Source organism: Streptomyces sp. NPDC046203 (assembly GCF_040646255.1).
Lineage (GTDB): Bacteria > Actinomycetota > Actinomycetes > Streptomycetales > Streptomycetaceae > Streptomyces.
The window spans coordinates 155,078-178,359 of sequence record NZ_JBEYZX010000008.1 but is presented as its reverse complement, the minus strand read 5'-3'; the positions used below and the strand labels follow the sequence as shown (position 1 = coordinate 178,359).

At 73.9% G+C, this 23,282-nt stretch carries 20 protein-coding genes; 12 read left to right on the top strand and 8 right to left on the bottom strand.

All coding sequences use genetic code 11. The features are described from left to right. Nucleotides 1-67 precede the first annotated feature (67 nt). On the top strand, nt 68-1,717 hold the full coding sequence (locus tag ABZ990_RS09805) for an MFS transporter (RefSeq protein ID WP_361227980.1): 1,650 nt from the start codon (nt 68-70) through the stop codon (nt 1,715-1,717). A 133-nt stretch (nt 1,718-1,850) separates the two neighbouring features. Here ABZ990_RS09805 and ABZ990_RS09800 read toward each other — a convergent pair whose 3' ends face one another. Continuing rightward, on the bottom strand, nt 1,851-2,288 hold the full coding sequence (locus tag ABZ990_RS09800) for a cell division protein SepF (RefSeq protein ID WP_361227977.1): 438 nt from the start codon (nt 2,286-2,288) through the stop codon (nt 1,851-1,853). Nucleotides 2,289-2,610: 322 nt separating this feature from the next. Between ABZ990_RS09800 and ABZ990_RS09795 the strand changes: the two genes are divergently transcribed. Next, on the top strand, nt 2,611-3,924 hold the full coding sequence (locus ABZ990_RS09795) for a DUF5685 family protein (RefSeq protein WP_361227974.1): 1,314 nt from the start codon (nt 2,611-2,613) through the stop codon (nt 3,922-3,924). Between the two features lie 15 nt (nt 3,925-3,939). On the opposite strand, the gene ABZ990_RS09790 is transcribed toward ABZ990_RS09795, so the two are convergent. Next, the gene (locus ABZ990_RS09790; protein WP_361227972.1) at nt 3,940-4,470 is read right to left on the bottom strand and encodes a GNAT family N-acetyltransferase; all 531 of its coding nucleotides are present in this window, start codon (nt 4,468-4,470) and stop codon (nt 3,940-3,942) included. 116 nt (nt 4,471-4,586) lie between these two features. Here ABZ990_RS09790 and ABZ990_RS09785 point away from each other — a divergent pair, with 116 nt between their 5' ends. After that, the gene (locus tag ABZ990_RS09785; RefSeq protein ID WP_361227969.1) at nt 4,587-5,432 is read left to right on the top strand and encodes a DUF1684 domain-containing protein; all 846 of its coding nucleotides are present in this window, start codon (nt 4,587-4,589) and stop codon (nt 5,430-5,432) included. Nucleotides 5,433-5,824: 392 nt separating this feature from the next. After that, complete coding sequence (locus ABZ990_RS09780) at nt 5,825-6,715, top strand: S1 family peptidase (protein WP_361227966.1); 891 nt, start codon at nt 5,825-5,827, stop codon at nt 6,713-6,715. 148 nt (nt 6,716-6,863) lie between these two features. Here the strand turns inward: ABZ990_RS09780 and ABZ990_RS09775 are convergent, their stop codons facing one another. Beyond that, the gene (locus tag ABZ990_RS09775; RefSeq protein WP_361227963.1) at nt 6,864-7,895 is read right to left on the bottom strand and encodes a DUF3533 domain-containing protein; all 1,032 of its coding nucleotides are present in this window, start codon (nt 7,893-7,895) and stop codon (nt 6,864-6,866) included. 183 nt (nt 7,896-8,078) lie between these two features. Here ABZ990_RS09775 and dnaE point away from each other — a divergent pair, with 183 nt between their 5' ends. The 4 genes from dnaE (at nt 8,079) to ABZ990_RS09755 (ending at nt 14,869) form a co-directional block, all read left to right on the top strand. Then, on the top strand, nt 8,079-11,846 hold the full coding sequence (gene dnaE / locus ABZ990_RS09770) for a DNA polymerase III subunit alpha (RefSeq protein ID WP_361227960.1): 3,768 nt from the start codon (nt 8,079-8,081) through the stop codon (nt 11,844-11,846). 5 nt (nt 11,847-11,851) lie between these two features. Beyond that, on the top strand, nt 11,852-12,913 hold the full coding sequence (locus ABZ990_RS09765; RefSeq protein WP_361228131.1) for a hypothetical protein: 1,062 nt from the start codon (nt 11,852-11,854) through the stop codon (nt 12,911-12,913). A gap of 211 nt (nt 12,914-13,124) precedes the next feature. Continuing rightward, nucleotides 13,125-14,057, top strand: coding sequence for an alpha/beta fold hydrolase (locus ABZ990_RS09760; RefSeq protein ID WP_361227957.1), 933 nt, complete (start codon nt 13,125-13,127; stop codon nt 14,055-14,057). Between the two features lie 185 nt (nt 14,058-14,242). Beyond that, a complete protein-coding gene (locus ABZ990_RS09755; RefSeq protein WP_361227954.1) occupies nt 14,243-14,869 on the top strand; it encodes a DUF6299 family protein in 627 nt (208 codons plus the stop codon). Here ABZ990_RS09755 and ABZ990_RS09750 read toward each other — a convergent pair. Further along, complete coding sequence (locus ABZ990_RS09750) at nt 14,866-15,369, bottom strand: DUF402 domain-containing protein (RefSeq protein ID WP_361227951.1); 504 nt, start codon at nt 15,367-15,369, stop codon at nt 14,866-14,868. The two genes, ABZ990_RS09755 and ABZ990_RS09750, sit on opposite strands and share 4 nt — an antisense overlap. Continuing rightward, nucleotides 15,350-16,279, bottom strand: coding sequence for a GNAT family N-acetyltransferase (locus ABZ990_RS09745; protein ID WP_361227948.1), 930 nt, complete (start codon nt 16,277-16,279; stop codon nt 15,350-15,352). Before ABZ990_RS09745 ends, ABZ990_RS09750 begins: the two co-directional genes overlap by 20 nt. A 74-nt stretch (nt 16,280-16,353) precedes the next feature. On the opposite strand from ABZ990_RS09745, the gene ABZ990_RS09740 reads away from it, so the two are divergent. Together ABZ990_RS09740 and ABZ990_RS09735 are read left to right on the top strand one after the other, a co-directional pair. Continuing rightward, nucleotides 16,354-16,728, top strand: a complete 375-nt coding sequence (locus ABZ990_RS09740) for a GntR family transcriptional regulator (protein ID WP_361227945.1) — start codon at nt 16,354-16,356, stop codon at nt 16,726-16,728. A 584-nt stretch (nt 16,729-17,312) separates the two neighbouring features. After that, complete coding sequence (locus ABZ990_RS09735) at nt 17,313-18,119, top strand: SGNH/GDSL hydrolase family protein (RefSeq protein ID WP_361227942.1); 807 nt, start codon at nt 17,313-17,315, stop codon at nt 18,117-18,119. A 28-nt stretch (nt 18,120-18,147) separates the two neighbouring features. On the opposite strand, the gene ABZ990_RS09730 is transcribed toward ABZ990_RS09735, so the two are convergent. Continuing rightward, nucleotides 18,148-19,773, bottom strand: a complete 1,626-nt coding sequence (locus ABZ990_RS09730; RefSeq protein WP_361227939.1) for a serine/threonine-protein kinase — start codon at nt 19,771-19,773, stop codon at nt 18,148-18,150. 285 nt (nt 19,774-20,058) lie between these two features. Here ABZ990_RS09730 and ABZ990_RS09725 point away from each other — a divergent pair, with 285 nt between their 5' ends. Continuing rightward, nucleotides 20,059-20,331, top strand: coding sequence for a hypothetical protein (locus tag ABZ990_RS09725; protein ID WP_361227936.1), 273 nt, complete (start codon nt 20,059-20,061; stop codon nt 20,329-20,331). 358 nt (nt 20,332-20,689) lie between these two features. Here ABZ990_RS09725 and ABZ990_RS09720 read toward each other — a convergent pair whose 3' ends face one another. Both ABZ990_RS09720 and ABZ990_RS09715 read right to left on the bottom strand, forming a co-directional pair. Continuing rightward, a complete protein-coding gene (locus ABZ990_RS09720; RefSeq protein WP_361227933.1) occupies nt 20,690-21,466 on the bottom strand; it encodes an ABC transporter permease in 777 nt (258 codons plus the stop codon). Continuing rightward, a complete protein-coding gene (locus ABZ990_RS09715) occupies nt 21,463-22,458 on the bottom strand; it encodes an ATP-binding cassette domain-containing protein (RefSeq protein WP_361227930.1) in 996 nt (331 codons plus the stop codon). Before ABZ990_RS09715 ends, ABZ990_RS09720 begins: the two co-directional genes overlap by 4 nt. An 86-nt stretch (nt 22,459-22,544) precedes the next feature. Between ABZ990_RS09715 and ABZ990_RS09710 the strand changes: the two genes are divergently transcribed. Next, nucleotides 22,545-23,252, top strand: a complete 708-nt coding sequence (locus tag ABZ990_RS09710; RefSeq protein ID WP_361227927.1) for a TetR/AcrR family transcriptional regulator — start codon at nt 22,545-22,547, stop codon at nt 23,250-23,252. The last annotated feature ends 30 nt before the right edge of the window (nt 23,253-23,282 follow it).

The following is a 23,282-nucleotide window of genomic DNA, read 5'->3' as shown; positions in this document are numbered from 1 at the left end:
TGGGTCCGGCGGATCCGGGCGCGGTGCTTCCGGCGGGCGCGTCGCCGGCCCCGGCACCAACCGCTGGGTGGTCCTCCTCGTCCTCTGTGTGAGCCTGCTGCTCGTCGCGCTCGACTCGACCGTGCTGCACGTCGCCGTGCCCTCCCTCACCGAGGACCTGCGGCCCAGCTCCACCGCCCTGCTGTGGATCGTCGACGCCTACCCGCTGATCTGCGCCTCGCTGCTGATCCTCTTCGGCACCCTCGGCGACCGGATCGGCCGGAGGAGGGTGCTGCTCCTCGGCTACGCGCTGTTCGGCATCGCCTCGGCGATCGCCGCGCTCGCCACCGTCCCCGCGGTGCTCATAGCCGCCCGCGCGCTCCTCGGCGTCGGCGGCGCCATGATCATGCCCGCCACGCTCTCGCTGCTCCGCGCCGTCTTCCCCGACCGGCGCGAGCGGGCCACGGCCATCGGCATCTGGACGGCGGTAGCCGCCGTCGGCGCCGCCGCCGGACCGGTCCTCGGCGGCTTCCTCGTCGAGCACTACTGGTGGGGCTCGGTCTTCCTGATCAACATCCCGCTGATGGCGCTGATCCTGCCCGTCGGCCGGCTGCTGCTGCCCGAGTCGCGGGGCGGCTCCGACGGACCCTGGGACGTCCTCGGCGCGCTGATGGCGGCGGCCGGTGTGCTCGGCGCGGTCCTCGGCGTCAAACGGCTCGGCGCGGGCGACGCCCTGTTCGAGCTGCCGACCGCCGGCCCGCTGCTGGCCGGCGCCGCGCTCCTGGTGCTCTTCGTCCGGCGGCAGAAGCGGCGCGCCCACCCGCTGATCGACATGCGGCTCTTCGGCCGGGCGGCCTTCACCACCTCGGTCGGCTGCATCGTGCTCGCCATGCTGGCGCTGGTCGGCCTGGAGCTGATCGCCGTCCAGTACCTCCAGCTCGTCCTCGGCCTCAGCCCGCTGGCGACGGGCCTGCGGCTGCTCCCGCTGACCTTCGCCGCGATGGCCGCCGGTGCGACCGGCTCGTACACCCTGCGCCGGCTCGGCCCGCGCCGGATGGTCGGCTGGGGCTTCGTCCTGACCGCCGGCGCGGTGCTGCTGCTCGTACTGATGGGCCAGGACGACCGGCCGGTGCTGCTCACCGCCGGCTTCGTCCTGCTGGGGTTCGGACTCCAGACCACGCTCTTCTCGGCGTACGAGTCGATGCTGAGCGAGGCCCCGCCGGAGAGCGCGGGCGGGGCGGCGGCGATCGGCGAGACGTCGTACCAGCTCGGCGCGGGCATGGGCATCGCGCTGCTCGGCAGCGTCATGAACGCGGCGTACGCGCCCGGTGTCACCGGACTGAACGGGGTCCCGGACTCCGCCGCGCGGGCCGCCGCGAACTCGCTCGGGGAGGCCTACCAGGTCGCCGCCCGGCTCGGCGGTACGGCGGGGGAGACCCTGCACGGGGCGGCCCGGCATGCCTTCGTGCACGGTCTGCACGTGACGCTGGTGGTGAGCGCGGGGCTGTTGCTGCTCGGGGCGCTGATGGCGCTCCGGCTGCCGCGCGTGATGGAGTGCCCGCCGGTCGAGGCCGGGGAGCCGGACACGGTCCCGGGCTCGGGTCCGGATTCGGGTCCAGGTTCGGGTCCGGGTTCGGATCAGCGGACCGGCCTGGAAGCGCCGGCCGCGGGCCCGCTGCCCATCCCGGCCGGCCGTACCCCCGTCGAACCGGCTGCCGGGGTGCGCCCGGGGCGCTGACACGGCCTCCACGGCGAGGCCGGGAAGTCGAGAAGTCGGGGAGCAGGGGTGGTTCCGCGCCGATCGCGGGGACCCCATGAGGTCCATGGGGTCCCCCGGCGGAGCCAGGGGGAGAAAAGCCGCGCCGTGAAGGCTAGCTCTGGTTGAAGAAGCCGCCCTGGCCGCGGCCGATGGTCTCGCCGCTGACGATCTGCGTGTCGGCGGGGGTCAGCAGGAAGACCCGGGTCGCGACGCGTTCGATCGAGCCCCGCAGGCCGAAGGTGAGGCCGGCGGTGAAGTCGACGACCCGCTTGGCGTCGTCGGGCTCCATGGCGGTCAGATTGACGATGACCGGTACGCCGGCCCGGAAGAGCTCGCCGATGCCCCGGGCGTCCCGGAATCCGTCGGGCGAGATGGTCGCGATCCGACGGCCCCGGTCCTGCGCCGTGTCGGACGCGACCTGGACGCGCGGGTCTGTGACCCAGGCGTCGTTGTTGCTCTCGGCACCGTCGGCGTACTCGTCGTCGTAGTAACGCTCGTCGTGGTCCTCGACGAGCCCCAGCCAGGCACTGGCCTTGCGCACCGATCCCATGGACGCCTCCTTTCAGCGCGGTCACTCGTGGTTCCGCAATCCCTATCGTCGTCCATGATGCGGATCGTGCGCCAAGTGGATAGTCGGCGCGCAGGGGATTCGTGACGGTACTGGTGCACAACGACAAGCCCTGCTTCTGGCGTTTCGTCAGTTATTTTGCGGTATGCGGGGCCTGACAGGGGGTTGGCCGAGACCATGCAACTCAAATGATGAAAGTCGGGCCGTAAGGGTGACGACACGGGCGTTCGGGTGACCGAAAGTCCCCGATACGATGCCGGACGCCGCCGCGCGGATCTCGCGCGCACGCTCACGGGGGAGTCACTTGTTCGGAATAGTCAGGCCCTGCACGCACCGTCTCACCGAGGGACTGAAGACGGAGTGGATGGCCCATCTCTGCGGACTCTGTCTGGCGCTCCGCGCCGATCACGGGCAGTTCGCCCGGGTCGTCACCAATTACGACGGCCTGATCGTCTCGGTGCTGACGGAGGCCCAGACCGGCCGGACCGGCGCCGGGCGGCGGACGGCCGGCCCCTGTCCGCTGCGCCAGATGAAGACCGCGCCGGTGGCCCGGGGCGAGGGCGCGCGGCTCGCCGCCGCCGTGTCCCTGGTGCTGGCGTCGGCGAAGATACGGGACCACGTCGCCGACCGGGACGGGCTGCTGGCCCGCCGCCCGGTGGCCTCGGCCGCCCGCCGGGTGGCCCGCTCCTGGGACCGGGCCGGCGCCCGCACCGGGCGGGAGGTCGGCTTCGACACCGCCGTACTGGTCGACGCGGTCGACCGGCAGGCCGGGATCGAGGCGCTGGCGGGCCCGGGCACCTCGCTCCTGGTCGTCACCGAACCGACGGAGACCGCCACCGCCGCCGCCTTCGCGCACACCGCCGTCCTCGCCGGCCGCCCCGGCAACGCCGAGCCCCTCGCCGAGGCCGGCCGGCTCTTCGGGCGCCTGGCCCACCTCCTGGACGCCGTCGAGGACCAGGACGCCGACGCCGCCGCCGGCTCCTGGAACCCGCTCACCGCGACCGGGACCTCCCGCGAGGAGGCCCGCAGGCTCGCCGACGACGCGCTGCACGGCATCCGGCTGGCCCTGAAGGACGCGGAGTTCGCCGAGGGACGCCTGGCCCATGTGCTGCTCGCCCACGAGCTGCGCAACTCCATCGACCGGGCCTTCCGGACGACGACCTGTTCGCACGGCGCGCCGGGGCCCGGGGTCACCGGGTCCGGGCCGCTGCCGGGCAACCCGTACGCGCCCCAGGGGCCGGGGCCCGTGCCCGGGAATCCGTACGCCGTCCCCGGTCCCGGCGGTCCCGCCGGTCCGGGTGGGCCGGGCGGACCGTACGACCCGGGCCCGGGCGGCCCCGGGGGCCCCGGCGGGCCGCTGCCGCCCCAGCCGCCGAACCGCGGCCGCGGTCTGCTGGCCGGGTGTGCCGTCTGGCTCGGTCTGGCCTGCACCTGCCAGATGTGCTGCGGTACGTACGAGGATCCGTGGAGCCGGCAGCGCCGCGAGGGGCTGTGCGCGAACGCCGACTGCGGTGACTGCTGCGATTGCTGTGACTGTTGTGGCAACTGCTCGGACTGCGGCTGCTGTGGCGACGGCTGTTGCTGCGACGGCTGTGACGGGTGCGGCTGCGACTGCTGACGCGGGGACGGACCGTCAGGCCCCCGGCGCCGGCGCCGGTGCTTCGGGGGCAGGGCGCCGCAGGGCGTACACCGTGACCGGGTTGCCGAACAGCTCGTCCTCGCGCAGCGGGGTGAAACCGAGCCGCTCGGCCACCCGCACCGAGGGCGTGTTCCCGGGTCGGATCATGGCGGTGAGATACGGCGCGTACGCGGCGTCCAGCGTCCGGAACCCCCACTCCACGCAGGCCCGGGCCGCCTCCGTCGCGTAACCGTGCCCCCATGCCTCGGCCCGCAGCGTCCAGCCGATCTCCACCTCGTCGAACCGCTCCCAGAAGTTCAGCCCGCAGCGGCCCAGGAACTCGCCGGTGGAGCGCAGTTCGACGGCGCACAGGCCGTGGCCGCGTTCGGCCCACTGGCGCTCGATCGCGGCCAGCCGCTCACGCGCCTGCGCGTGGGTGTAGGCGCCGACGAAACGGTTCACCCGTTCATCGGCGTGGAGGGCGACGAACGCGTCGGTGTCGTCGGACCGCAGGGGACGCAGGATCAGTCGTTCCGTCTCGATCATCGCGCCACCGTACAAGCGCCCCGCTCGCCCGCGCCGGGGCTTTTGACGGAGTGGCCGGGGGTGATCCGCCCGGCCTCCGCCGAAGCGGGAACAGGTGTGTGGAAAGGTGACCCACCATGAGCACGGATGCGTCCCAGGGACGGCAGGACTGGCAGCACTGGCACGAGCAGCGCACGGCGGCGGTCGCCTCGTCGTACGGGCCGCTCTCGCTGACCGGCACGTACTGGCTCTCGGACTTCCCGGACGGGCGGATCCCGTCCGTGCCGGGCGACTGGCGGGCGGACGGCGACGAGGTGGTGCTCACCCCGGACTCCGGGACCGTGGCCACCGGGGAGGGCGCCGGGGCCGGGGGCACCGGGGCCGAGGGCGCGCTCATGGTCGACGGCGCGCCCCTGACCGGTCCGGTGCGGCTGACCGCCGATCACGCCCCGGTCCACGAGTCCCGGGTGGCGTCGGGCGGGCGGCGGCTCGTGGTGATGCGCCGTGAGGGGGAGTGGGCGGTACGGGACTTCGACCCGGACTCGGCGGGGCGGCGCGCGTTCCGGGGCATCGAGGCGACGCCGTACGACGAGAGCTGGGTGCGGCCCGGGGTGTACCGGCCGTACCCCGAGGACCGTCATGTCCGGGTGGAGAACGCCGACGGCAAGGAGCGCGGGCTCGGGCTCGCCGGGGAGCTGGTCTTCGATCTGCACGGTGCCGAGCACCGTCTTCAGGTGGCCGTCGAGGGCGACGGCACGCTGTGGGCGGTCTTCGCGGACGCCACCAGTGGACGGGACAGCTACCGGTTCCGGTTCCTGCGGCCGGCCGCGCCGGCGGCGGACGGTTCGGTGACCGTGGACTTCAACCGGGCGCTGCTGCCGCCGTGCGCGTTCGCATCCCACTTCATCTGCCCTTTCCCGCCGCCGGGCAACACCCTGGACACGGCGGTGGCGGCGGGCGAGCGGCGGGTGCGGGAGAGCTGAGCGCCTCCTGTTCCGGGTGGCTCCCGCAGCCCCTCCGGAACGCGCTCCGGAGCCCGGGTTCGCAGGTGTGTCGGACCCGGGGGAAGGGGTGCGGGCCGCCCGGTCGGGTCTTTCCCCGCGGGTGGACGGGCCGTGCGGGCGGTCTTGTGCGCTCCGGTTTTCCGGGCCACTATCCCGGGGTGTGACCTGTCAGGAACACGTCACCCCCACGGTGTCGTGTCCCGACTCCCGTACCGCGTACGACGGTCGACGGCCGTGCGGCCCGAGGCGTCCTTGGGGGCGCCCTTCTCGTACGGCCCGAGACCTCCCCCACAGCGCCGGCCCTCCGGGCCGCGCCTCACGGGTCCGACACCCCACTGCGGACCCCCGATTCCCCTCTGGAGGAACGAGAAGTGAGGATCACGCGCACCACCCCCACGCGGACCGTCCGTCTGCTCGCCGTCGCGGCCGGTCTCGCCGCCGCCGCGGCCATCGCGGTCCCCGCCGCGAGCGCCACCCCCACCGGAACCTTCAGCGCCGCGCAGCTCGACGCCGTCGACGACGCGGTGCTCGGCGCCGACGTGGCCGGTACCGCCTGGCGGGTCGACCCGGCGACGAAGACGGTGGTCGTGACCGCCGACTCCACGGTCTCGCAGGCGGACCTCGCCAAGATCAAGGACCGGGCCGGCGCCAACGCGGGCGCGCTGCGCATCGAGCGCACCGAGGGCGTGTTCAACAAGCTGATCTCCGGCGGCGACGCCATCTACGCCAGCAGCTGGCGCTGCTCGCTGGGCTTCAACGTCAAGGACAGCGCGGGCAACTACTACTTCCTCACCGCCGGTCACTGCACCGACGGCGCGGGCACCTGGTGGGCCGACTCCGCGCACGCCACCACACTCGGCACCACCGCCGGGTCGAGCTTCCCCACCAACGACTACGGCCTCGTGCGCTACACCAACAGCTCGGTGACCAAGTCCGGCACGGTCGGCAGCGTCGACATCACCGGCGCCGGCAACGCGAGCGTCGGCATGTCCGTCACCCGTCGCGGTTCCACCACCGGCATCCACGGCGGCACGGTCACCGGCCTCAACGCGACCGTGAACTACGGCGGCGGCGACATCGTCTACGGCCTGATCCAGACCAACGTCTGCGCCGAGCCCGGCGACTCCGGCGGCCCGCTCTACTCGGGCAGCCTCGCCATCGGTCTCACCTCGGGCGGCAGCGGCAACTGCACCTCGGGCGGCACGACGTTCTTCCAGCCGGTGACGAAGGCGCTGAGCGCGTACGGCGTGAACGTGTTCTGATCCACCTGCTCCACCCTTCGCGAGGTCTCTTGAACAGGCCCCGGCGGACCTCCTTCGAGGGGGTCCGCCGGGGCCTGTCGTCTTGTGGGCCGGTGGGCCGGTGGGTGTTCGCGCCGGGTTACGGGCTCCGGGCCACGCGGCTACGCGGTCACGCGCGGGCGCCGTCGGCCGGGGCCGCCGCGGCCGGCACCGACTGTTTGAGCGCGGACATCATCACGGTGATCGCGGCGCCGACGACGGCCCAGGCGGAGAGCACCAGCATCGAGCCGAGCATGTCGTTGCCCCTGAAGTACGCGATCGAGCGGGCCGCCCAAGTGCCCGCCCCCGGTGGCAGGGCCGGGCCGATGAGCTGCCAGAACGGTGGCAGCATCGGCAGCGGGAAGGCGCCGCCCGCGCTCGGGTTGCCCGCGACCACGATGAGGAGGATCGCCAGGCCGATGCCGACGATCCCGAACAGCGATTGCAGGGCGAGGGTGGTCGCGCCGACCGCGAAGACCACCAGCGCGCCCAGCCCCCACAGGGCGGCGATGCTGCCCGGCAGGGCGCCCAGGATCGGGCCGACGATGAGCGCGCCGCCGAGCCCGCCGAGGATCGCGTAGAGCGCGAGCGCGCCGAGCCGGATGACCGCCCGCTCCGCGTTGGCGGGGCGCGCGCCGGCGCTGATCGCCAGGATCGCGGCGCAGATGTAGCCGCCGACGCACCAGCCGATGACCAGGTAGAAGGCGGAGAGTCCGTTGAAGTCCTGAGGGGAGGCCGGGGCCACGTCGACGGTCCGCAGCGCGCGGTGCTCGGCCGCCGCCACGCCCCGGAAGGTCGCCTCCAGGGTGACGGAGAGCGCCTTGCCGCCGCCGGAGGCGACGAGCAGGGTGTCGGTGCGGCCGGCCGGGTCGGCGATCAGGGCCCCGTAGATGTCCCGGTTCAGGATCTGTTTGTGGGCCTCGGCCTCGTCGGCGACGGCGCGCGGGTCGAGCGGCCCGCCGGGCAGTCGCTCCAGCCGGGTCACCAGGGGGGCCGAGGCCTGTGCGGGTGCCACCACCCCGAAGGGGACGTCCTTCGGCTTCGGGTGGTGCAGGGCGCCCACGTAGGAAGCGATGAACAGCATCTGGAGGGCGAAGACCCCGACGACCAGCAGGGCTGCTCTCGGTGTGACGGCGCTCTTCAGTTCGTCGACGAAACTCATCCCCCCAGGCTCGGGGAGGGTGATCGTTTCCGCAGGTCGGGCTGGGTCGAACGGGTGACTCGCAGGCTCGGAGGGGCGCCCACCTCGATAATCGTACGGACGTTCGAAGATGGGTTAAGGTGAGAAAAAGGGGGTGGGAACGTGTGTACGAATTCGAGTGGGGCGTGAAAGGTGGTGCGGCATATGCCGGGATTCACGCATCTGCACACCGCGTCGGGCTACTCCGTGCGCTACGGCGCCTCGCACCCCGCCCGGCTGGCCGAGCGCGCCGCCGAGCGCGGCATGGACGCCCTCGCCCTCACCGACCGCGACACCGTCGCGGGCGTGGTCCGCTTCGCGAAGGCGTGCGCGACGGCGGGCATCCGCCCGCTGTTCGGCGCCGACCTCGCGTACGAGCCCGCCGCACCGCACCCGGACGGCGCGCCCTCCCGTACCCCCGGCTCACCCTCCCGTACCCCCGGCGCGCCCCCTGCTCCCGGAGCCTCCGGCGCATTCCCCGACCTCGGAGCCTCCGGAGCCTCCGGCGCATTTCCCGACCTCAGCGCCCCCGGAGCCTCCGGCGCGTCCGTCCGCGCCCGGCGGGAGACCTCCGCCCGCCGCGCGCCGGTGCGCGGCGGAGCGTTCGTGGACGAGTCCGCGCCCCGGGCCGTCTTCCTCGCCCGCTCCCGGGCCGGCTGGGCCGGGCTCTGTGCCCGGGTCACCGCCGCCCACGCCCGGGCCGGCGACGGTCCGCCCGTACTGCCCTGGTCCGCCCACACCGGCGACGGCCTCTTCGTCCTGCTGGGCCCCGGCTCCGACATCGGCCGCGCCCTCGCCGCCGGCCGCCCCGACCGGGCCGCGCGGCTGCTCGCTCCCTGGCGCGAGCGGTACGGGGACGCCCTGTGTCTGGAGGCCGTCCACCACGGCCTGGCCGGCACCGGCCCCGGCTCGCTGCGGCTGGCCGCCCGTACGGTCGGCTTCGCCGCCGAGCAGGGCGTACGGCCCGTGCTCGGCAACGGGGTGCGCTACGCCGACCCCGGCCAGGGCCCTGTCGCCGACGTCCTCGACGCCGCCCGCCGGCTCGTCCCCGTCGACCCGCGCGCCGGGCTCGACAGCGGCGAGGCATGGCTCAAGGAACCCGGCGCCATGCGGGAGGCCGCCGAGCGGATCGCCGAGGCCGCCGGATTCCGGCGGGACGCCGCGTACCGGCTGCTGGAACGGACCGAGGAGGTCGCCGCGGCCTGCCGGGTCGACCCCGAGGACGACCTCGGCATGGGCTCCGCGCACTTCCCCGAGCCGTACCTGGTCGGCGCCGCGCACCGGACCGCCCAGCGGGTGCTCGCCTCCCGGGCCGCCGCCGGTCTGCTCCTGAAGGGGTACGACCGGGGCCCCGACCGGCGCGTCTACTGGGACCGGATGCACCACGAGCTGGACATCATCGCCCACCACGGATTCGCCAGCTACTTCCTGACGGTCGCCCGGGTCGTGGACGACGTCCGGGGGATGGGCATCCGGGTGGCCGCCCGGGGCTCCGGCGCCGGCTCCCTCGTCAATCACCTCCTCGGCATCGCGCACGCCGACCCGGTCGCGCACGGCCTGCTGATGGAACGTTTCCTGTCCAAGCGCCGCACCGTCCTGCCCGACATCGACATCGACGTGGAGTCCGCCCGCCGGCTCGAGGTCTACCGCGCGATCCTCGGCCGCTTCGGCGCCGAACGGGTCGCCACCGTCGCCATGCCCGAGACCTACCGGGTCCGGCACGCCGTCCGGGACGTGGGCGCCGCCCTGTCCATGGACCCGGCCGAGACCGACCGGATCGCCAAGGCGTTCCCGCACATCCGCGCCCGGGACGCCCGCGCCGCCCTCGCCGAGCTGCCCGAACTGCGCGGGCTCCAGGCCGAGCTCGCGGGCCGGGGCCGGCCGGGGGAGCGGTTCTGGGAACTGGTCGAGGCCCTCGACGCGCTGCCCCGGGGCACCGCCATGCACCCGTGCGGCGTGCTGCTCTCGGACGCCTCGCTGCTCACCCGTACCCCCGTCGTCCCCACCAGCGGCGAGGGGCTGCCCATGTCCCTGTTCGACAAGGAGGACGTGGAGGACCTCGGACTGCTCAAGCTCGACGTGCTCGGGGTGCGGATGCAGTCGGCGATGGCGCACGCCGTCGCCGAGGTCGGCCGGGTCACCGGCGCCCGGCCGGACATCGACGCGATCCCGCCCGGCGACGGCGCCACGTACGAACTGATCCGCTCCGCCGAGACCCTGGGCTGCTTCCAGATCGAGTCGCCCGGCCAGCGCGACCTGGTGGGCCGGCTCCAGCCGGCCGACTTCCACGACCTGGTCGTCGACATCTCGCTCTTCCGGCCGGGCCCGGTCGCCGCCGACATGGTCCGCCCGTTCATCGAGGCCCGCCACGGCCGCGCGCCGGTCCGCTGCCCGCACCCCGACTTGGAGGACGCGCTGAAGGAGACGTACGGGGTCGTCGTCTTCCACGAGCAGATCATCGAGATCGTGAGCGTCATGACCGGCTGCGGCCGCGACGAGGCCGACCAGGTGCGCCGAGGGCTCTCGGACCCCGGGGCGCGGGGCCGGATCAAGGCGTGGTTCGCCGAGCGCGCCGGGCGCCGCGGCTACGCGCCCGAGGTCGTCGCCCGCACCTGGGGGATCGTCGAGGCGTTCGGCTCGTACGGGTTCTGCAAGGCGCACGCGGTGGCCTTCGCCGTACCGACGTACCAGTCGGCCTGGCTCAAGGCACACCACCCGGCCGCCTTCTACGCGGGGCTGCTCACCCACGACCCCGGCATGTACCCGAAGCGGCTGCTGCTCGCGGACGCCCGGCGGCGCGGGGTGCCCGTGCTGCCGGTGGACGTGAACCGGTCGGCGGTCGCCCATCGAATCGAACTGGTGTCCGGGAGGACGGGTGCGGCGGACGCGGTGTGGGGGCTGCGGCTCGGCCTTGCCGACGTCCACGGCATCGGCGAGGCCGAGAGCGCCCGGATCGAGACCGGCGCACCCTACGACTCGCTGCTCGACTTCTGGGAACGGGCCCGCCCGCGCCGCCCGGTCGCCGAACGCCTCGCCCGGGTCGGCGCGCTCGACGCCTTCGGCACCAACCGCCGCGACCTGCTGCTCCACCTCGCCGAACTCCACCACGCCCGGCACAAGGACGCCGCCCACGGCGGCCGGCTGCCGCTCGCCGAAGGACGGCGGACCGCCCCCGTCGGCCTGCCCGACCTCGACGGGGCCGAACGGCTCAGCGCCGAACTCGGCATCCTCGGCATGGACGCCTCCCGCCATCTCATGGGCGACCACGCCGAGTTCCTGCGCGAACTCGGCGTGGTCCCCGCCCGGCGGCTGCGCACGGCCGAACACGGCCGGACCGTCCTGGTCGCGGGCGCCAAGGTGGCCACCCAGACCCCGCCGATCCTGCGCCGCGCCGCCTCCGGACCGTACGGCGAGACGGCCGCGCGGGAGCCGCAGCGGATCGTCTTCGTCACCCTCGACGACGCCACGGGCCTGGTCGACCTGGCCTTCTTCGCCGACAGCCAGGCCGGCAGCGCGCACACGGTCTTCCACAGCGGACTGCTCCTCGTCCGGGGGAAGGTCCAGCGCCGAGGGCCGCGTTCGCTCAGCGTGGCGGGCTCGGCCGCGTGGGACCTGGCGGAGCTTGCGGAGCTGCGGCGCACGGGCGGGCTCGACGCGGTGGCGGCACGGCTGGCCGGACGGCCCGGTGCGGGTGGTGCGGGTGTCAGTGCCGGTGCGGCTGGCGCGGGTGCGGGCTCGGGTGGCGCGGGCGCGGGCGCGGGCGCGGGTGCGGGCGATGCGGAGCCGGACGGCGGGGTGACGAGCGGGCGCGGCCGGACCCTCCGGGTCGCCGACGGCGTCGAAATGAACCCCTGGTCGGACCTCCGGCCCGCCGGCGGAGACGGTCTGGGCGGACGCAAGCTGTGGCACTCCAGCCCCGGAAGCGCCGGGTGAGCGCGATGAACGTCGTGTACGTCCAGGTGACCGCCCCCGTTTCCGCCCCCGGCCCCGTCCCTGTCCCTGTTTCCGGTCCGGACGCCGGGCCCGGCGCGTTGGGGGAGAGCGGCCGGCTGCTCCTGCGGGTGCTGGAGGACATCACCCCCGTCGTCCAGGCGCTGCCCCCCGACGCCGCCCTCGCGGACGTCACCGGCAGCGTCCGCTACTTCGGCCGCGACGCCACGGAGATCGCGCGCTGGATCCGGGTGCGCGCGCTGGCCTGGTACGGCCTCGACTGCACCGTCGGCGTGGCCGCGGGCCCCCTGCTCGCCCGGATGGCCGGACAGTGGGGGCCGCCCGGCGGCGTCCACGCGGTCCCGGACACCCCCGAGGCCGTCGCCGCGTTCCTGGACCGCAAGCCGGTGGTGGCCCTGTACGGGGTGGGGCCGAAGACGGCGCACACCCTGTGCGCGTACGGCCTGGACAGCGTCGGAAAGGTGGCGGCCACCTCCGAGGCCACCCTCCAGCGGATCCTGGGTGCCCGGCTGGGACGCCAGGTGGGCGAACGCGCCCACGGCATCGACCGGACACGGGTGACCCCGCACACCCCGCCCCGGTCGGCCGGCGCCGAACGGCGGTTCACCCGGCACGAGACCGACCCGGCGGTCCGGCGCGGGGCGCTGCTGGAGCTGGCCGTCGGTATCGGCCGCCGGCTGCGGGCGGACGACCAGGTGGCCCGCGCGCTGACGCTCACCGTCCGGTACGCGGACCGGTCCACGACCACCCGGACCCGCGCGCTCCCGGAACCCACCGCGCACACCCCCGCGCTGGCGGGCACCGCGCAGGCCCTGCACGACGCCCTGGGGCTCCAGCGGGCCCGGGTCACCGGGCTCTCGCTGCGGGCCGAGGAACTGACGGACGCGCGGCTCGCCGGCCGGCAGCTCACCTTCGACCGGCGGACCGAGAGCGCCGACCGGCTGGAGCCGGTCCTCGACCGGATCGCGGCGCGCTGGCCCGGCGCGGTGGGACCGGCCACCCTGGCCCGGCCGGCGGCGGGGCCGATGGCCGGGCCGATGGCGGCCTGACGCGCGGGAGGAGAGGGCCGGTGTGCGGGGCCGGGGCACAAGACCAGGGCGCGGACGGCGCCCCGGCTCGGCGGTGCGGCACTTTTTGCCGACGCGTCACTTCCCCCGGGAGCTACCCGTACGTAGCGTGACGAGAGCGCATCCCCCTGTGTGGTCCGGACCGCAAGGCGCCGTGCATCCCCCGCTTTTCGAGCCGCGAGGAGATCACCCCATGCTGCCCCGGAACCCCGCAGGACGTCTCGCCCGCGCGCTGTCCGTGCTCGCGCTGACCGCCGCCGCCACCCTCGTTCCCACTGCCGCCGCCCAGGCCGCCGCTTCCGCTTCCGGTCCGTCCTCGGCTTCGTCCTCGGCCTCGGCTCCGTCCTCCTCCTCCACCGCCTCCACCGGCCGGGGGTGGAACGACTTCTCCTGCAAGCCGTCCGCCGCCCACCCCCGCCCCGTCGTGCTGGTCCACGGCACGCTCGGCAACTCCGTCGACAACTGGCTCGGCCTCGCGCCGTATCTGGTCGAGCGCGGGTACTGCGTCTTCTCGCTCGACTACGGGCAGCTGCCCGGCGTTCCGCTCTTCTACGGTCTCGGGCCGATCGACGCGTCCGCCGCCCAGCTCTCCGCGTACGTGGACCGGGTCCTCGCCGCCACCGGCGCCGCGAAGGCGGATCTGGTCGGACACTCGCAGGGCGGCATGATGCCCCGTCACTATCTGCGGTTCCTGGGCGCCGCGGCCAAGGTGAACGCGCTCGTCGCGCTCGCCCCCGACAACCACGGCACCACCCTGCTGGGGCTGACCAGGCTGCTGCCGTACTTCCCCGGCGCGGAGGACCTGATCACCGCCGCCACCCCGGGGCTCGCGGACCAGATCGCCGGCTCGCCGTTCCTGACCCGCCTGAACGAGGGCGGCGACACCGTGCCCGGGGTGCGGTACACGGTGATCATGACGCGGTACGACGAGGTCGTCACCCCGTACGGGTCCGGCCGGCTCTCCGGACCGGACGTCACCAATGTGGTGATCCAGGACCGTTGCGCGCTCGACCTGTCCGAGCACCTGGCGATCGCCCTCACCGACCGGATCGCCTTCCACGAGGTGGCGAACGCCCTCGACCCGGCCCGCGCGACCCCGACCACCTGTGCGTCGGCCCTCGACTAGAAGCGCGGCCAGAAGCCTTCCGGGTCACGAAAGGGAAGGGAACATCCATTCAAGGATGCGCACGAATGTGCGTACTCCGGCGAAGATCCCAACTCGCCGCCGGAGGGTGAGTTTCGGACATTTTTCACGTAGATCGGATATCCCTTGCGGGCGTCATATTCCCCTCCCGAAGGGATCTTCCGTCCATGCGCGTACGACTCGCCCTCGCCGCCGGTGTCCTGGCGACCGCCACCACCGCCACCGCGCTGACCGGCGCGACCGCGACGGCCGCCCCCGAGTCCGCTCCCAGGGGCGCCCGGGCCGCCGCGGCCGCCCCCGCCCGGGCCGCCGCGGCCGCCCCCGCCCGGGCCGCCGCCCTCCTGACCATCGACCGTCGCGGGGCGGCCCGGAAGAGCGGCGAGGTCGCCGTCTCCGGCACCTACCGCTGCGCCCGCGGCGGCTCGGGGCCGGTCTTCCTCGCCACCACGCTGGTGCGGCAGGACCGTTCCATCGGACTGGGCGGCACCAGCGCCGTCTGCGACGGCCGGACCCACCGCTGGACCCACCACTCCTTCATGGCGCAGCAGGGCGCCACGACGGCCAAGGCGAGCAAGGCAAGCAAGACCGAGAAAGGCAAAGCGGCCAAGGTGAGCAAGACGGCCAAGGCGAAGGCGGGCAAGGCCAAGGCGGCCAAGGGCAAGGCGAGCAAGACGACCAAGACGACCAAGGCGCGCGTCGAGGCCGTCCTCGTCCGGCTCGCTCCCGGCGGCCCGATGGGTCTGCCGATGCCGGTCTTCCTGGCCCGGCGCGACCAGGCGGTCAGCCTGGGCTAGTGACCCCCGAGGGATGTCAGGGCGAGCAGCCCGTCCCGTCCCAGGGCCTCCAGCTCGTCGAGGGCGAGCACGGCGCGGCGGGCCGCCTCCGGATCGGTGGTGGCGAGCCCGCTCGCCGCGAACTCGTCCTCGTCGAGCCGCAGCACCTCCGAGCCGTCCGCCGACACCCACAGGTCCAGGTCCAGGTCCTCGACCCGTACCTCGGCGCCGTCGGCCAGTGCGGGCCGGGTCACGTCGCAGTACCAGCCCTTGAGGGCGCCGTCGCCGGTCCGGACCTCCTTCACCGCGTACCACCGGTCGCGCCAGTAGTGCTCGGTGAAGACGTCGCCGGGCTCGAAGCGCACGAAGCCGAAGTCCCGTACGCCCTCGCCGGCCCAGGGCGCGCGGACCGTCAGCCGTACGCCGTCGTCGGCCATGACATCGGCCGGGTAGCGGATCTTCGTCCGTCCCGCCTTCACCAGGACCACCTCGACCGTGGCCTCAGCCAAGGGTGCGGACATGACGGACCTCCCGTACGACGATCTCGTAACCGAACCACCGGTTGACGGCCAGCATCGGCGCGTTTCCGGCGTCGTTCCCCGTGAACGCCTCGGTGCGGCCGGCCGCGCGGGCCCGGTGCAGCGAGGCGTTCTTCACCAGCTTGGCCAGGCCCCGGCCCCGGAACCCGGGCGCCGTGCCCGTCATGCCGGAGCCGTAGCGGCCGAGGCCGTCGTCAAGCGCGGCGCTGAAGGCCACCGGCCGGCCGCCGGCGAGCGCGACCATGGTCAGCTCGTGGTTCCGCAGCGGATGGCGCCAGGTGGTGGCCAGCCAGTGCTCGTAGTCCGCCAGACCGGCCGCCACGTCCCCCGGTTCGTCGGCCGTGGTCAGCGCGTCCAGTTCGAACAGCGGGCGCGGGTCGGCCGCGAAGTCGGCCGCCGGGCGCAGCTCGATGCCGTCCGGCGGGCTCTGGAGCGGCGGCAGCGCGGCCGTCGTCAGGTCGAGCCGCAGGAAGTAGGCAGTGCGGCGGCCCTCGTAGCCGTGCCGGCCGGCGAAGGCGCGGGACGCCGGGTCGTCGAGGACCCAGCTGTAGACCCGGCGTGCGCCGGCGCGCGCGAGGTGCTCCTCGGCGGCGCGCAGCAGCAGCGTCCCGGCCCCTCGGCCGAGGTGCTCCGGGTGGACGTGGATGTTCGCCAGCCCGGTGCCCGGCTCCGGGGACTCGTGGGCCAGCTCGACCTCCGCGCAGCCGACGATCTCGCCGTCGGCTTCGGCGAGCAGGGGCCGCGCGTGCGCGTCGGAATGCGCGTGCGCCCACTCGTGGATCAGTTGGGGGCCGGTGGCCAGCATGAACGGCAGGGCGGCGCGGCGTACCCGCGCGAAACCCTCCGCGTCCTCGGTGTCCCCGGGCCGTACATCGCGGACGATCACAGTCATGGGGCCGCACGGTAGGCGGCGGGTGGGGCCGGGCGCCTCCCATTTTCCCGGTGGACGGGTGCAGAATCGGGTGGGTGACGCTTCGAATCAGCGTGGATGCCGGTTCCACCACTCACCCCTACGAACAACTGCGTGCCCAGATCTCGGAGCGGGCCCGCTCCGGCGATCTGCCCGTCGGCTACAAGCTGCCGACGGTACGGGGCCTCGCGGAGGACCTCGGGCTCGCGGCGAACACGGTCGCGAAGGCGTACAAGGCCCTGGAGGCGGACGGAGTGATCGAGACCCGGGGCCGCAACGGCACCTTCGTCGCCGCCGCTTCCGACGCGGCCTCCCAGCTCGCCGCCACCTCGGCCGCGGCCTATGTGACGGAGGTCCACCGGCTGGGCCTGAGCCGGGAGGAGGCGGAGGCGGCGGTGCGGGACGCGCTGCGGGCCGCCTACGACGACTGACCCGCGGACCCGGGCCCGCGGCCCTGACCCACGGGCCCCGGTCCTGACGCACAGGCCTCGGTCCTGACCCGCGGGCCCCGGCCCGAGAGTCCCGGCCCACGGCCCCGGCCCGCCATCCACCCGTCCGGCAGCCCTGGACGCGACTCCGGCGGACCTTCCGACACACCATCCGACGCAACCCCTGACGGCCCCCGGCCGATCGCGTGCGCCACGCGATCCACCGGGGGCCGTCGTCATGTCCGGGGACCGCTCCACATGTGGTCCACCAGTGGCTGGTTAGCGATCTGTCGGCGGTTTGCCAGTGGCTTGTTAGTGATCCGTCGGCGGCCCGTCGGAGATCCGTCAAGGGATCCGCCCGGCACGCCCTCGGGAGAGTGGTCAGAGGGGCGTGAGCCACCCGGACGCGTACGGTCGGCGCACCGGTTCCCCGGTGACGGAACGCACCCTGTCGAATGTCTTGATACCGACGTTTTTTGACCGTGGCCCGCAGAAAATTCGTCACGAGTTTTGACATGAACACTTCTCGTACGGCCGATCCACTGCTACTACCTGGTAGCGCAGAAATCCTGCCCCTGGAGGTCTTCATGAAGCTGTCTCGTCTTGCTGCGGTTTCGTCTTCACTTCTTCTCGGCGCTGTCCTCGCCTTCACCGGATCCGGTGCGGCTCAGGCGGCGGCGACTGCCTCGGTCAACTACGTGGCCCTCGGCGACTCGTACTCCTCCGGCGTCGGCGCCGGCAGCTACGACAGTGCGAGCGGCGACTGCAAGCGCTCGGCCAACGCGTATCCGATGCTGTGGAAGGCCTCCCACGCCACGACGTCCTTCGCCTTCAACGCCTGTTCCGGCGCGGTGACGACGGACGTGACGAACAACCAGCTCGGCTCGCTCAACTCCAGCACCACCCTCGTCTCCATCACGATCGGCGGCAACGACGCCGGATTCTCCGATGTCATGACGACCTGCATCCTGCAGTCCGACGCGACCTGCGTCTCCCGGGTGAACCAGGCGAAGAGCTACGTGGACAACACGCTGCCCGCGCGCCTCGACGCCGTGTACACCGCGATCCGCAACAAGGCGCCCAACGCCAAGGTCGTCGTCCTCGGCTACCCGCGCTTCTACATGCTCAACGGCACCTGCATCGCCGGCCTGAGCGAGACCGAGCGCAGCGCCATCAACGGCGCCTCGGACTACCTGAACGCGGCCATCTCCAAGCGCGCCGCCAACAAGGGCTTCACCTTCTCCAGCGTGACCTCGACCTTCAGCGGTCACGAGATCTGCTCCGGCTCCGCCTGGCTGCACAGCGTCAACTGGCTGAACATCGGCGAGTCCTACCACCCGACCGCCGCGGGTCACTCGGGCGGCTACCTGCCCCGCCTCAACGCGGTGGCGTAACGGCTAACGGCTAACGGCTCTCAGGCCGTCACCCGGCCGCCGGGGAGGCGGAACCGCCCGAAGGGGTCCCCGCCGTGGCCGTGGCCGTCGGCGCCGGGGACGAGGGGGTGGCCGTCTCCCCCTCGCAACGCACCGAGAACGACACCCAGTCGGACGTCAGCGCGACCGGTTCCCGGATCTCGATCCGGATCCGGTCGCGCACCGTCGTGTCCGGCTCGTACGCGGACCAGGTCCGCGTCACCCGCTGCCCGGCGGGCCCGCCCGCCGGGAAGTCCAGCGTCCGCCACCCGGTGTCCTCGTCCTCGCCGCTCCCGGTCGTCCAGCGGTACGACACGGTGGCCGGCGTGTGGTCCACCGTGACCGTCGCCGCGAACTCCGGCCCCTTGCCCTCGGGCGGCGGACAGGTGCCCGCGTAGTCGCCGCGCACCTCCCGCACCGAGACGGCGACCGACACCGGGGGAGTGGTCGTGGGGCTCGGCGAGGCGCTCGTGCTCGCCGTACTCGGCCGGTCCGTGGGCGACGGCGTGGCGGTCGTCGCGCTCGTGGCCGGGGGCGCGGGCGCGGGATCGGTCTTCCCCGGGTCCCGCAGCAGCGCGTACGCCACCCCGCCCGCCACCAGGGCCAGCGCGGTGATCCCGGCGATCAGCGCCGCCCGGCCACCGCTGCGGCGCGGCTCCGGTCCGGGCGCCGCAGCCGGCACCGGCGCCGTCGCGCCGGGATCGGCCGACCCGCCCGCACCCGCCCCGCCCCCGCCCCCGTCCCCGCCCGGGTCCTGGCCGGCCGGCGGGGGCGTGGGGAGCGGACGGGTGCGGAAGGAGTCCGCCCCCAGCGGTTCGGTACGGGGCGTGCCGCCCGCGGCGATCAGCCGCAGCCGGTCCTCGGCCTCCGCCGCGGACATCCGCCGCTCCGGGTCCTTGCGCAACAGCCCCTCGATGACCGGCCCCAGCGGCCCCGCGTGCGCGGGCGGCACGGGCTCCTCGTCGACCGCCGTGCGCAGCGTGGCGAGCGCGGTGTCCCGCCGGAACGGCGACACGCCCTCGACCGCCGTGTACAGCAGGGCGCCCAGCGACCACAGGTCCGACTCGGGTCCGGGCACCCGCCCCAGCGCGCGCTCCGGCGCGAGATATTCGGGGGAGCCGACCAGTTCTCCCGTCATGGTGAGCGGCGAGGTGTCCGCCATCGCCGCGATGCCGAAGTCGGTGAGGACGACCCGGCCGTCGTTGGCGAGCTGGACGTTGGCCGGCTTGACGTCCCGGTGCAGCACCCCCGCCGCGTGGGCGGCCCGCAGGGCGGCCAGCACCGCGACGCCCACCCGCGCGGCCTGCCGGGGCGGCATCGGCCCCTCGGCCTGAAGGGTCTCGGCCAGTGTGAGACCGGGGACCAGCTCCATCACGATCCACGGACGGCCGTCGCCCTGCGCCACGTCGTAGACCGTGACCACATGGGGATGGGTGATCCGGGCCGCCGAGCGGGCCTCCCGCTCCAGCCGGGCGTACAGCCGGGCGCGCTCGTCGTCCGGCAGACCGTCCGGCGCCCGTACCTCCTTGACGGCGACGTCCCGCCCGAGGACCTCGTCCCGGGCGCGCCAGACCGTCCCCATCCCGCCTTCGCCGAGCACGTCCAGCAGCCGATAACGACCCGCGATGAGCGTCATCACTCCACGGTAGCCGAGGAACGCGGGCCATGGTGGCGAGGATCACACCCGGACGCGGAGGCGCTGGTGGAGCGGCCGGACCCGGTGCGTGCGGGATGGTTCGTGACGATTCGACAGGTGTCCGCTCTCCGGACGGCCCGCCCGGGAACCGAAGGGAATCGGACAGCGATCGTCAACCCCCGTCACCTGATGGTGAATCCTGCGGCCGGAATACACGGGTGTCGTAGCGGGGCGATAGGGTTAACCTGCCCGGGCCGGGTGCCCTTGTACGGGTGGGGAGTGACCATGGAACAGACAGCAATGCGCAGCAGGCCGCGAGTGCCTGCCATCACCTGCGGGAGCGTCGCGACCAGTTCGCGCCTCGACCGCCATCTCTCGGTGCTCGGCGGCCCCGCCATACCGCAGCGCGAAGCGGCCGAGGCGACGCTGCTCATGCGGGAGTTGACGACCCGCCCGCGCGAGGCGGCGGTGCACGGTCACCGCGGCGCCAGTGCGCGGGTCTCGCTCTTCGCCCCGCTGCGCCGGCTGCGCCGCTCCCTCTTCGGCAGCCACCGCTGACGGACGGGCCGGGCCGGGCCCTCGCATGGCCCGGTGTACCGCTCCCGCCCACCGGGGCCCGGCCCTCGGCGCACCGCTGACACAAGAACGCCGGACGTGTCCCCGCCCGTCCGGCGTTCTCGCATGCCCGGCCGGCCGTCAGTCACCCGGTCGGCTCCGGCGGTCTTCGGCCGGCTTCCGGCTCCATGACGTCCTGAGCCGTGGCTTCCCGACTTCCCGTCTTCTCGGCCCTGTGCGCCTTCTGCCGTTCGCCTTCCGGGCGCGCGCCGGGAGTTCACCTTCGCGCGTTCACGCCCGCGTACTCACGCCCGCGTACTCACGCCCGCGTACTCACGCCCGCGCGTTCACGCCGGGGCGCTCATGTCCGCGCGTACCGCCGGACCGCCGCCGGCGCGCACAGCGCGATCAGCGCCAGCGACCACAGCAGTGCCCCCGCCACCGGATGCGCCACCGGCCAGGCCGCGTCCACCGGCGCCGGCGCGTTTCCGAACAGGTCGCGGACGGCCGTCGACACCGCCGAGATCGGGTTCCACTCCGCGACCGTGCGCAGCCAGCCCGGCATTCCGTCGGTCGGGATGTACGCGTTGGACAGCAGCGGGAGCATGAAGGTGGCGCTGCCCAGCTGGCTCGCCGCCTCCTCGTTCCGCGACGCGAGCCCGAAGAAGATGCCCACCCAGGTCACCGCGAAGCGGAACAGCAACAACAGACCGACCGCGCCCAGGGCTTCGAGGACGGTGCCGTCGATCCGCCAGCCCATCGCGAGCCCGACCAGCAGCAGCGGCACCGTGCCCGCCGCGCTCGTCACCAGATCGGCGAGCGCCTGCCCGAGCGGCACCGCGGCCCGGCTGACCGGCATCGCGCGCAGCCGGTCCGTGACGCCCCGGTGGGTGTCCTGGGCGGCCTGGAACATCGCGGTCATCAGGCCGTTCGCCGCCGTCGCCGTCAGCATGCCCGGCACCAGGAAGGCCCGGTAGTCGGTGCCCGGCATGGCGAGCGCGCTGCCGAAGACGTATCCGAAGAACAGCAGGAAGACGATCGGCATCGTCTGGGTCATGACCGTCATCGCCGGGGCGCGCCGGATCCGCTGGAGATGCCGGCCGAGGATCGCGGTGCCGTCGTGGGCGAGGGAGCTCATGCGGCGGCCTCCTGACGGGTCCCGGGGGCGGGCGTCCGCCCGGGGTCGGGTGTCCGCCCGGCGGTGGGCGGACGGCCGGTGAGCCGCAGGAACACCTCGTCGAGGGAGGGCGGGCGCAGCGACGCGTCGATCAGCGGGACCCCGGCCGCGTCGGCCTCGCGCACGATCCGGGGCAGGGTGAGGGTGGTGTCGGTGGTGACCGCGCCGACCGTGCGGCGCTCGGCGTCCAGGACCGGCGCGGATCCGGTGAGCCGGTCGAGCACCGCGGCCGCGGCGGGCAGGGCGCCGGCGTCGGCGACCTTCACCTCGGCGTAGCTGCCGATCAGGGCCTTCAGTTCGGCCGGGGTGCCGCGCTGGGCGGCCTGCCCCTCGTCGACCAGGACGATCTCGTCGGCGAGCTGGTCGGCCTCCTCCAGGTACTGCGTGGTGAGCAGCACGGTCGTGCCCTGGGACGCCAACCCCCGTACGGCATCCCGGATTTCGTTGCGGCTGCGCGGGTCGAGGCCGGTGGTGGGCTCGTCCAGGAAGAGGACCTTCGGCGCCGCGATCAGGCTCGCGGCGAGGTCGAGCCGGCGGCGCATGCCCCCGGAGTACGTGCGGGCGGGCCGGTCCGCGGCGCCTTCGAGCCCGAAGCGCTCCAGGAGTTCGGCGGCGCGCGAGCGCGGGGCGCGCAGCAGCCGGGCGAAGAGCCGCAGGTTCTCGGCGCCCGTCAGATCGCCGTCGACGGAGGCGTACTGACCGGTGACGGCGATCCGGGCGCGCACCCCGGCCGGGTCACGGACCACGTCGCACCCGGCGACCCGGGCGCTGCCGGAGTCGGGCGAGACGAGGGTGGTGAGCACCCGTACGGCGGTGGTCTTGCCGGCTCCGTTGGGGCCGAGGACTCCGCAGACGGTGCCTTCGGGGACGGCGAGGTCGAGCCCGCGCAGGGCGTGCACCTCTCCGTACCGTTTCCGCAGACCTTCACTAAGTACAGCGTACGTAGTCGTCATGCGGCGACGATAGCGCACTACGTACGGTGTACGTAACGGGGTGAGGTGAAAGCGTCATTACGATGGGGGCGGCGAGGTGATGAACGATGGCGGGCCGAGCGGCCGAACCCGAAGTGATCTGGGCGCGCCCCGAGCGCACCGGCCGGGGGCCGAAGCCGGCCTACAGCCGGGGCGACATCGTGGCCGCGGCCGTCCGCATCGCCGACGAGGAGGGCATCGACGCCCTCTCCATGCGCCGCGTCGCCGCCGAATTGGGCTGCGGCACCATGTCGCTCTACAACTACGTGCCGCGCAAGGAAGACCTGTACGAGCTGATGGTCGACGCCGTCAGCGCGGAGTACGAGCTCGGCGAACCCGGCGGCGACTGGCGCGCCGACATGACCTCGATCGCCCGCCAGACCCGCGCGATCATGTACCGGCACCCCTGGGTGACCCGGGTCATGACCACCGCCTACGGCTTCAGCCCGAACGCTCTGCGCTTCCTGGAGTGGTGTCTGGGCTGCCTGGAGCCGCTCGCCGTCGAGCCCGGACTGAAGATGCAGCTCATCGCCATGGTCAACGGCACCGTGATGGCGACCGTCCGCAACGAGCAGGCCATGGCCGAGCGGGCCCGGGGGCTGCCCTGGAGCGAGGAGGAGGAGCAGGCGGTACGCGGCGCCTATCTGGCCGGGCAGGTCGCGACGGGCGCCTATCCGCACCTCGCGGCCCTGCTCGCCGCGCCCGCCGCCCCGGTCGACCCCGACGAGCTCTTCGAGATGGGGATCGCCCGGCTCCTGGACTCGTTCGCGCCGTAGCGTGCGGGCCCGCTGTGGTCCTCGTGCCCG

Coding starts and splice junctions, on each gene's coding strand:
- ABZ990_RS09800 (WP_361227977.1), bottom strand. CDS start 2,288: ATGGGATCGGTGCGCAAGGCCAGTGCCTGGCTGGGGCTCGTCGAGGAC.
- ABZ990_RS09790 (WP_361227972.1), bottom strand. CDS start 4,470: ATGATCGAGACGGAACGACTGATCCTGCGTCCCCTGCGGTCCGACGAC.
- ABZ990_RS09785 (WP_361227969.1), top strand. CDS start 4,587: ATGAGCACGGATGCGTCCCAGGGACGGCAGGACTGGCAGCACTGGCAC.
- ABZ990_RS09775 (WP_361227963.1), bottom strand. CDS start 7,895: ATGAGTTTCGTCGACGAACTGAAGAGCGCCGTCACACCGAGAGCAGCC.
- dnaE (WP_361227960.1), top strand. CDS start 8,079: ATGCCGGGATTCACGCATCTGCACACCGCGTCGGGCTACTCCGTGCGC.
- ABZ990_RS09765 (WP_361228131.1), top strand. CDS start 11,852: ATGAACGTCGTGTACGTCCAGGTGACCGCCCCCGTTTCCGCCCCCGGC.
- ABZ990_RS09760 (WP_361227957.1), top strand. CDS start 13,125: ATGCTGCCCCGGAACCCCGCAGGACGTCTCGCCCGCGCGCTGTCCGTG.
- ABZ990_RS09755 (WP_361227954.1), top strand. CDS start 14,243: ATGCGCGTACGACTCGCCCTCGCCGCCGGTGTCCTGGCGACCGCCACC.
- ABZ990_RS09750 (WP_361227951.1), bottom strand. CDS start 15,369: ATGTCCGCACCCTTGGCTGAGGCCACGGTCGAGGTGGTCCTGGTGAAG.
- ABZ990_RS09745 (WP_361227948.1), bottom strand. CDS start 16,279: ATGACTGTGATCGTCCGCGATGTACGGCCCGGGGACACCGAGGACGCG.
- ABZ990_RS09735 (WP_361227942.1), top strand. CDS start 17,313: ATGAAGCTGTCTCGTCTTGCTGCGGTTTCGTCTTCACTTCTTCTCGGC.
- ABZ990_RS09730 (WP_361227939.1), bottom strand. CDS start 19,773: ATGACGCTCATCGCGGGTCGTTATCGGCTGCTGGACGTGCTCGGCGAA.
- ABZ990_RS09725 (WP_361227936.1), top strand. CDS start 20,059: ATGGAACAGACAGCAATGCGCAGCAGGCCGCGAGTGCCTGCCATCACC.
- ABZ990_RS09720 (WP_361227933.1), bottom strand. CDS start 21,466: ATGAGCTCCCTCGCCCACGACGGCACCGCGATCCTCGGCCGGCATCTC.
- ABZ990_RS09715 (WP_361227930.1), bottom strand. CDS start 22,458: ATGACGACTACGTACGCTGTACTTAGTGAAGGTCTGCGGAAACGGTAC.
- ABZ990_RS09710 (WP_361227927.1), top strand. CDS start 22,545: ATGGCGGGCCGAGCGGCCGAACCCGAAGTGATCTGGGCGCGCCCCGAG.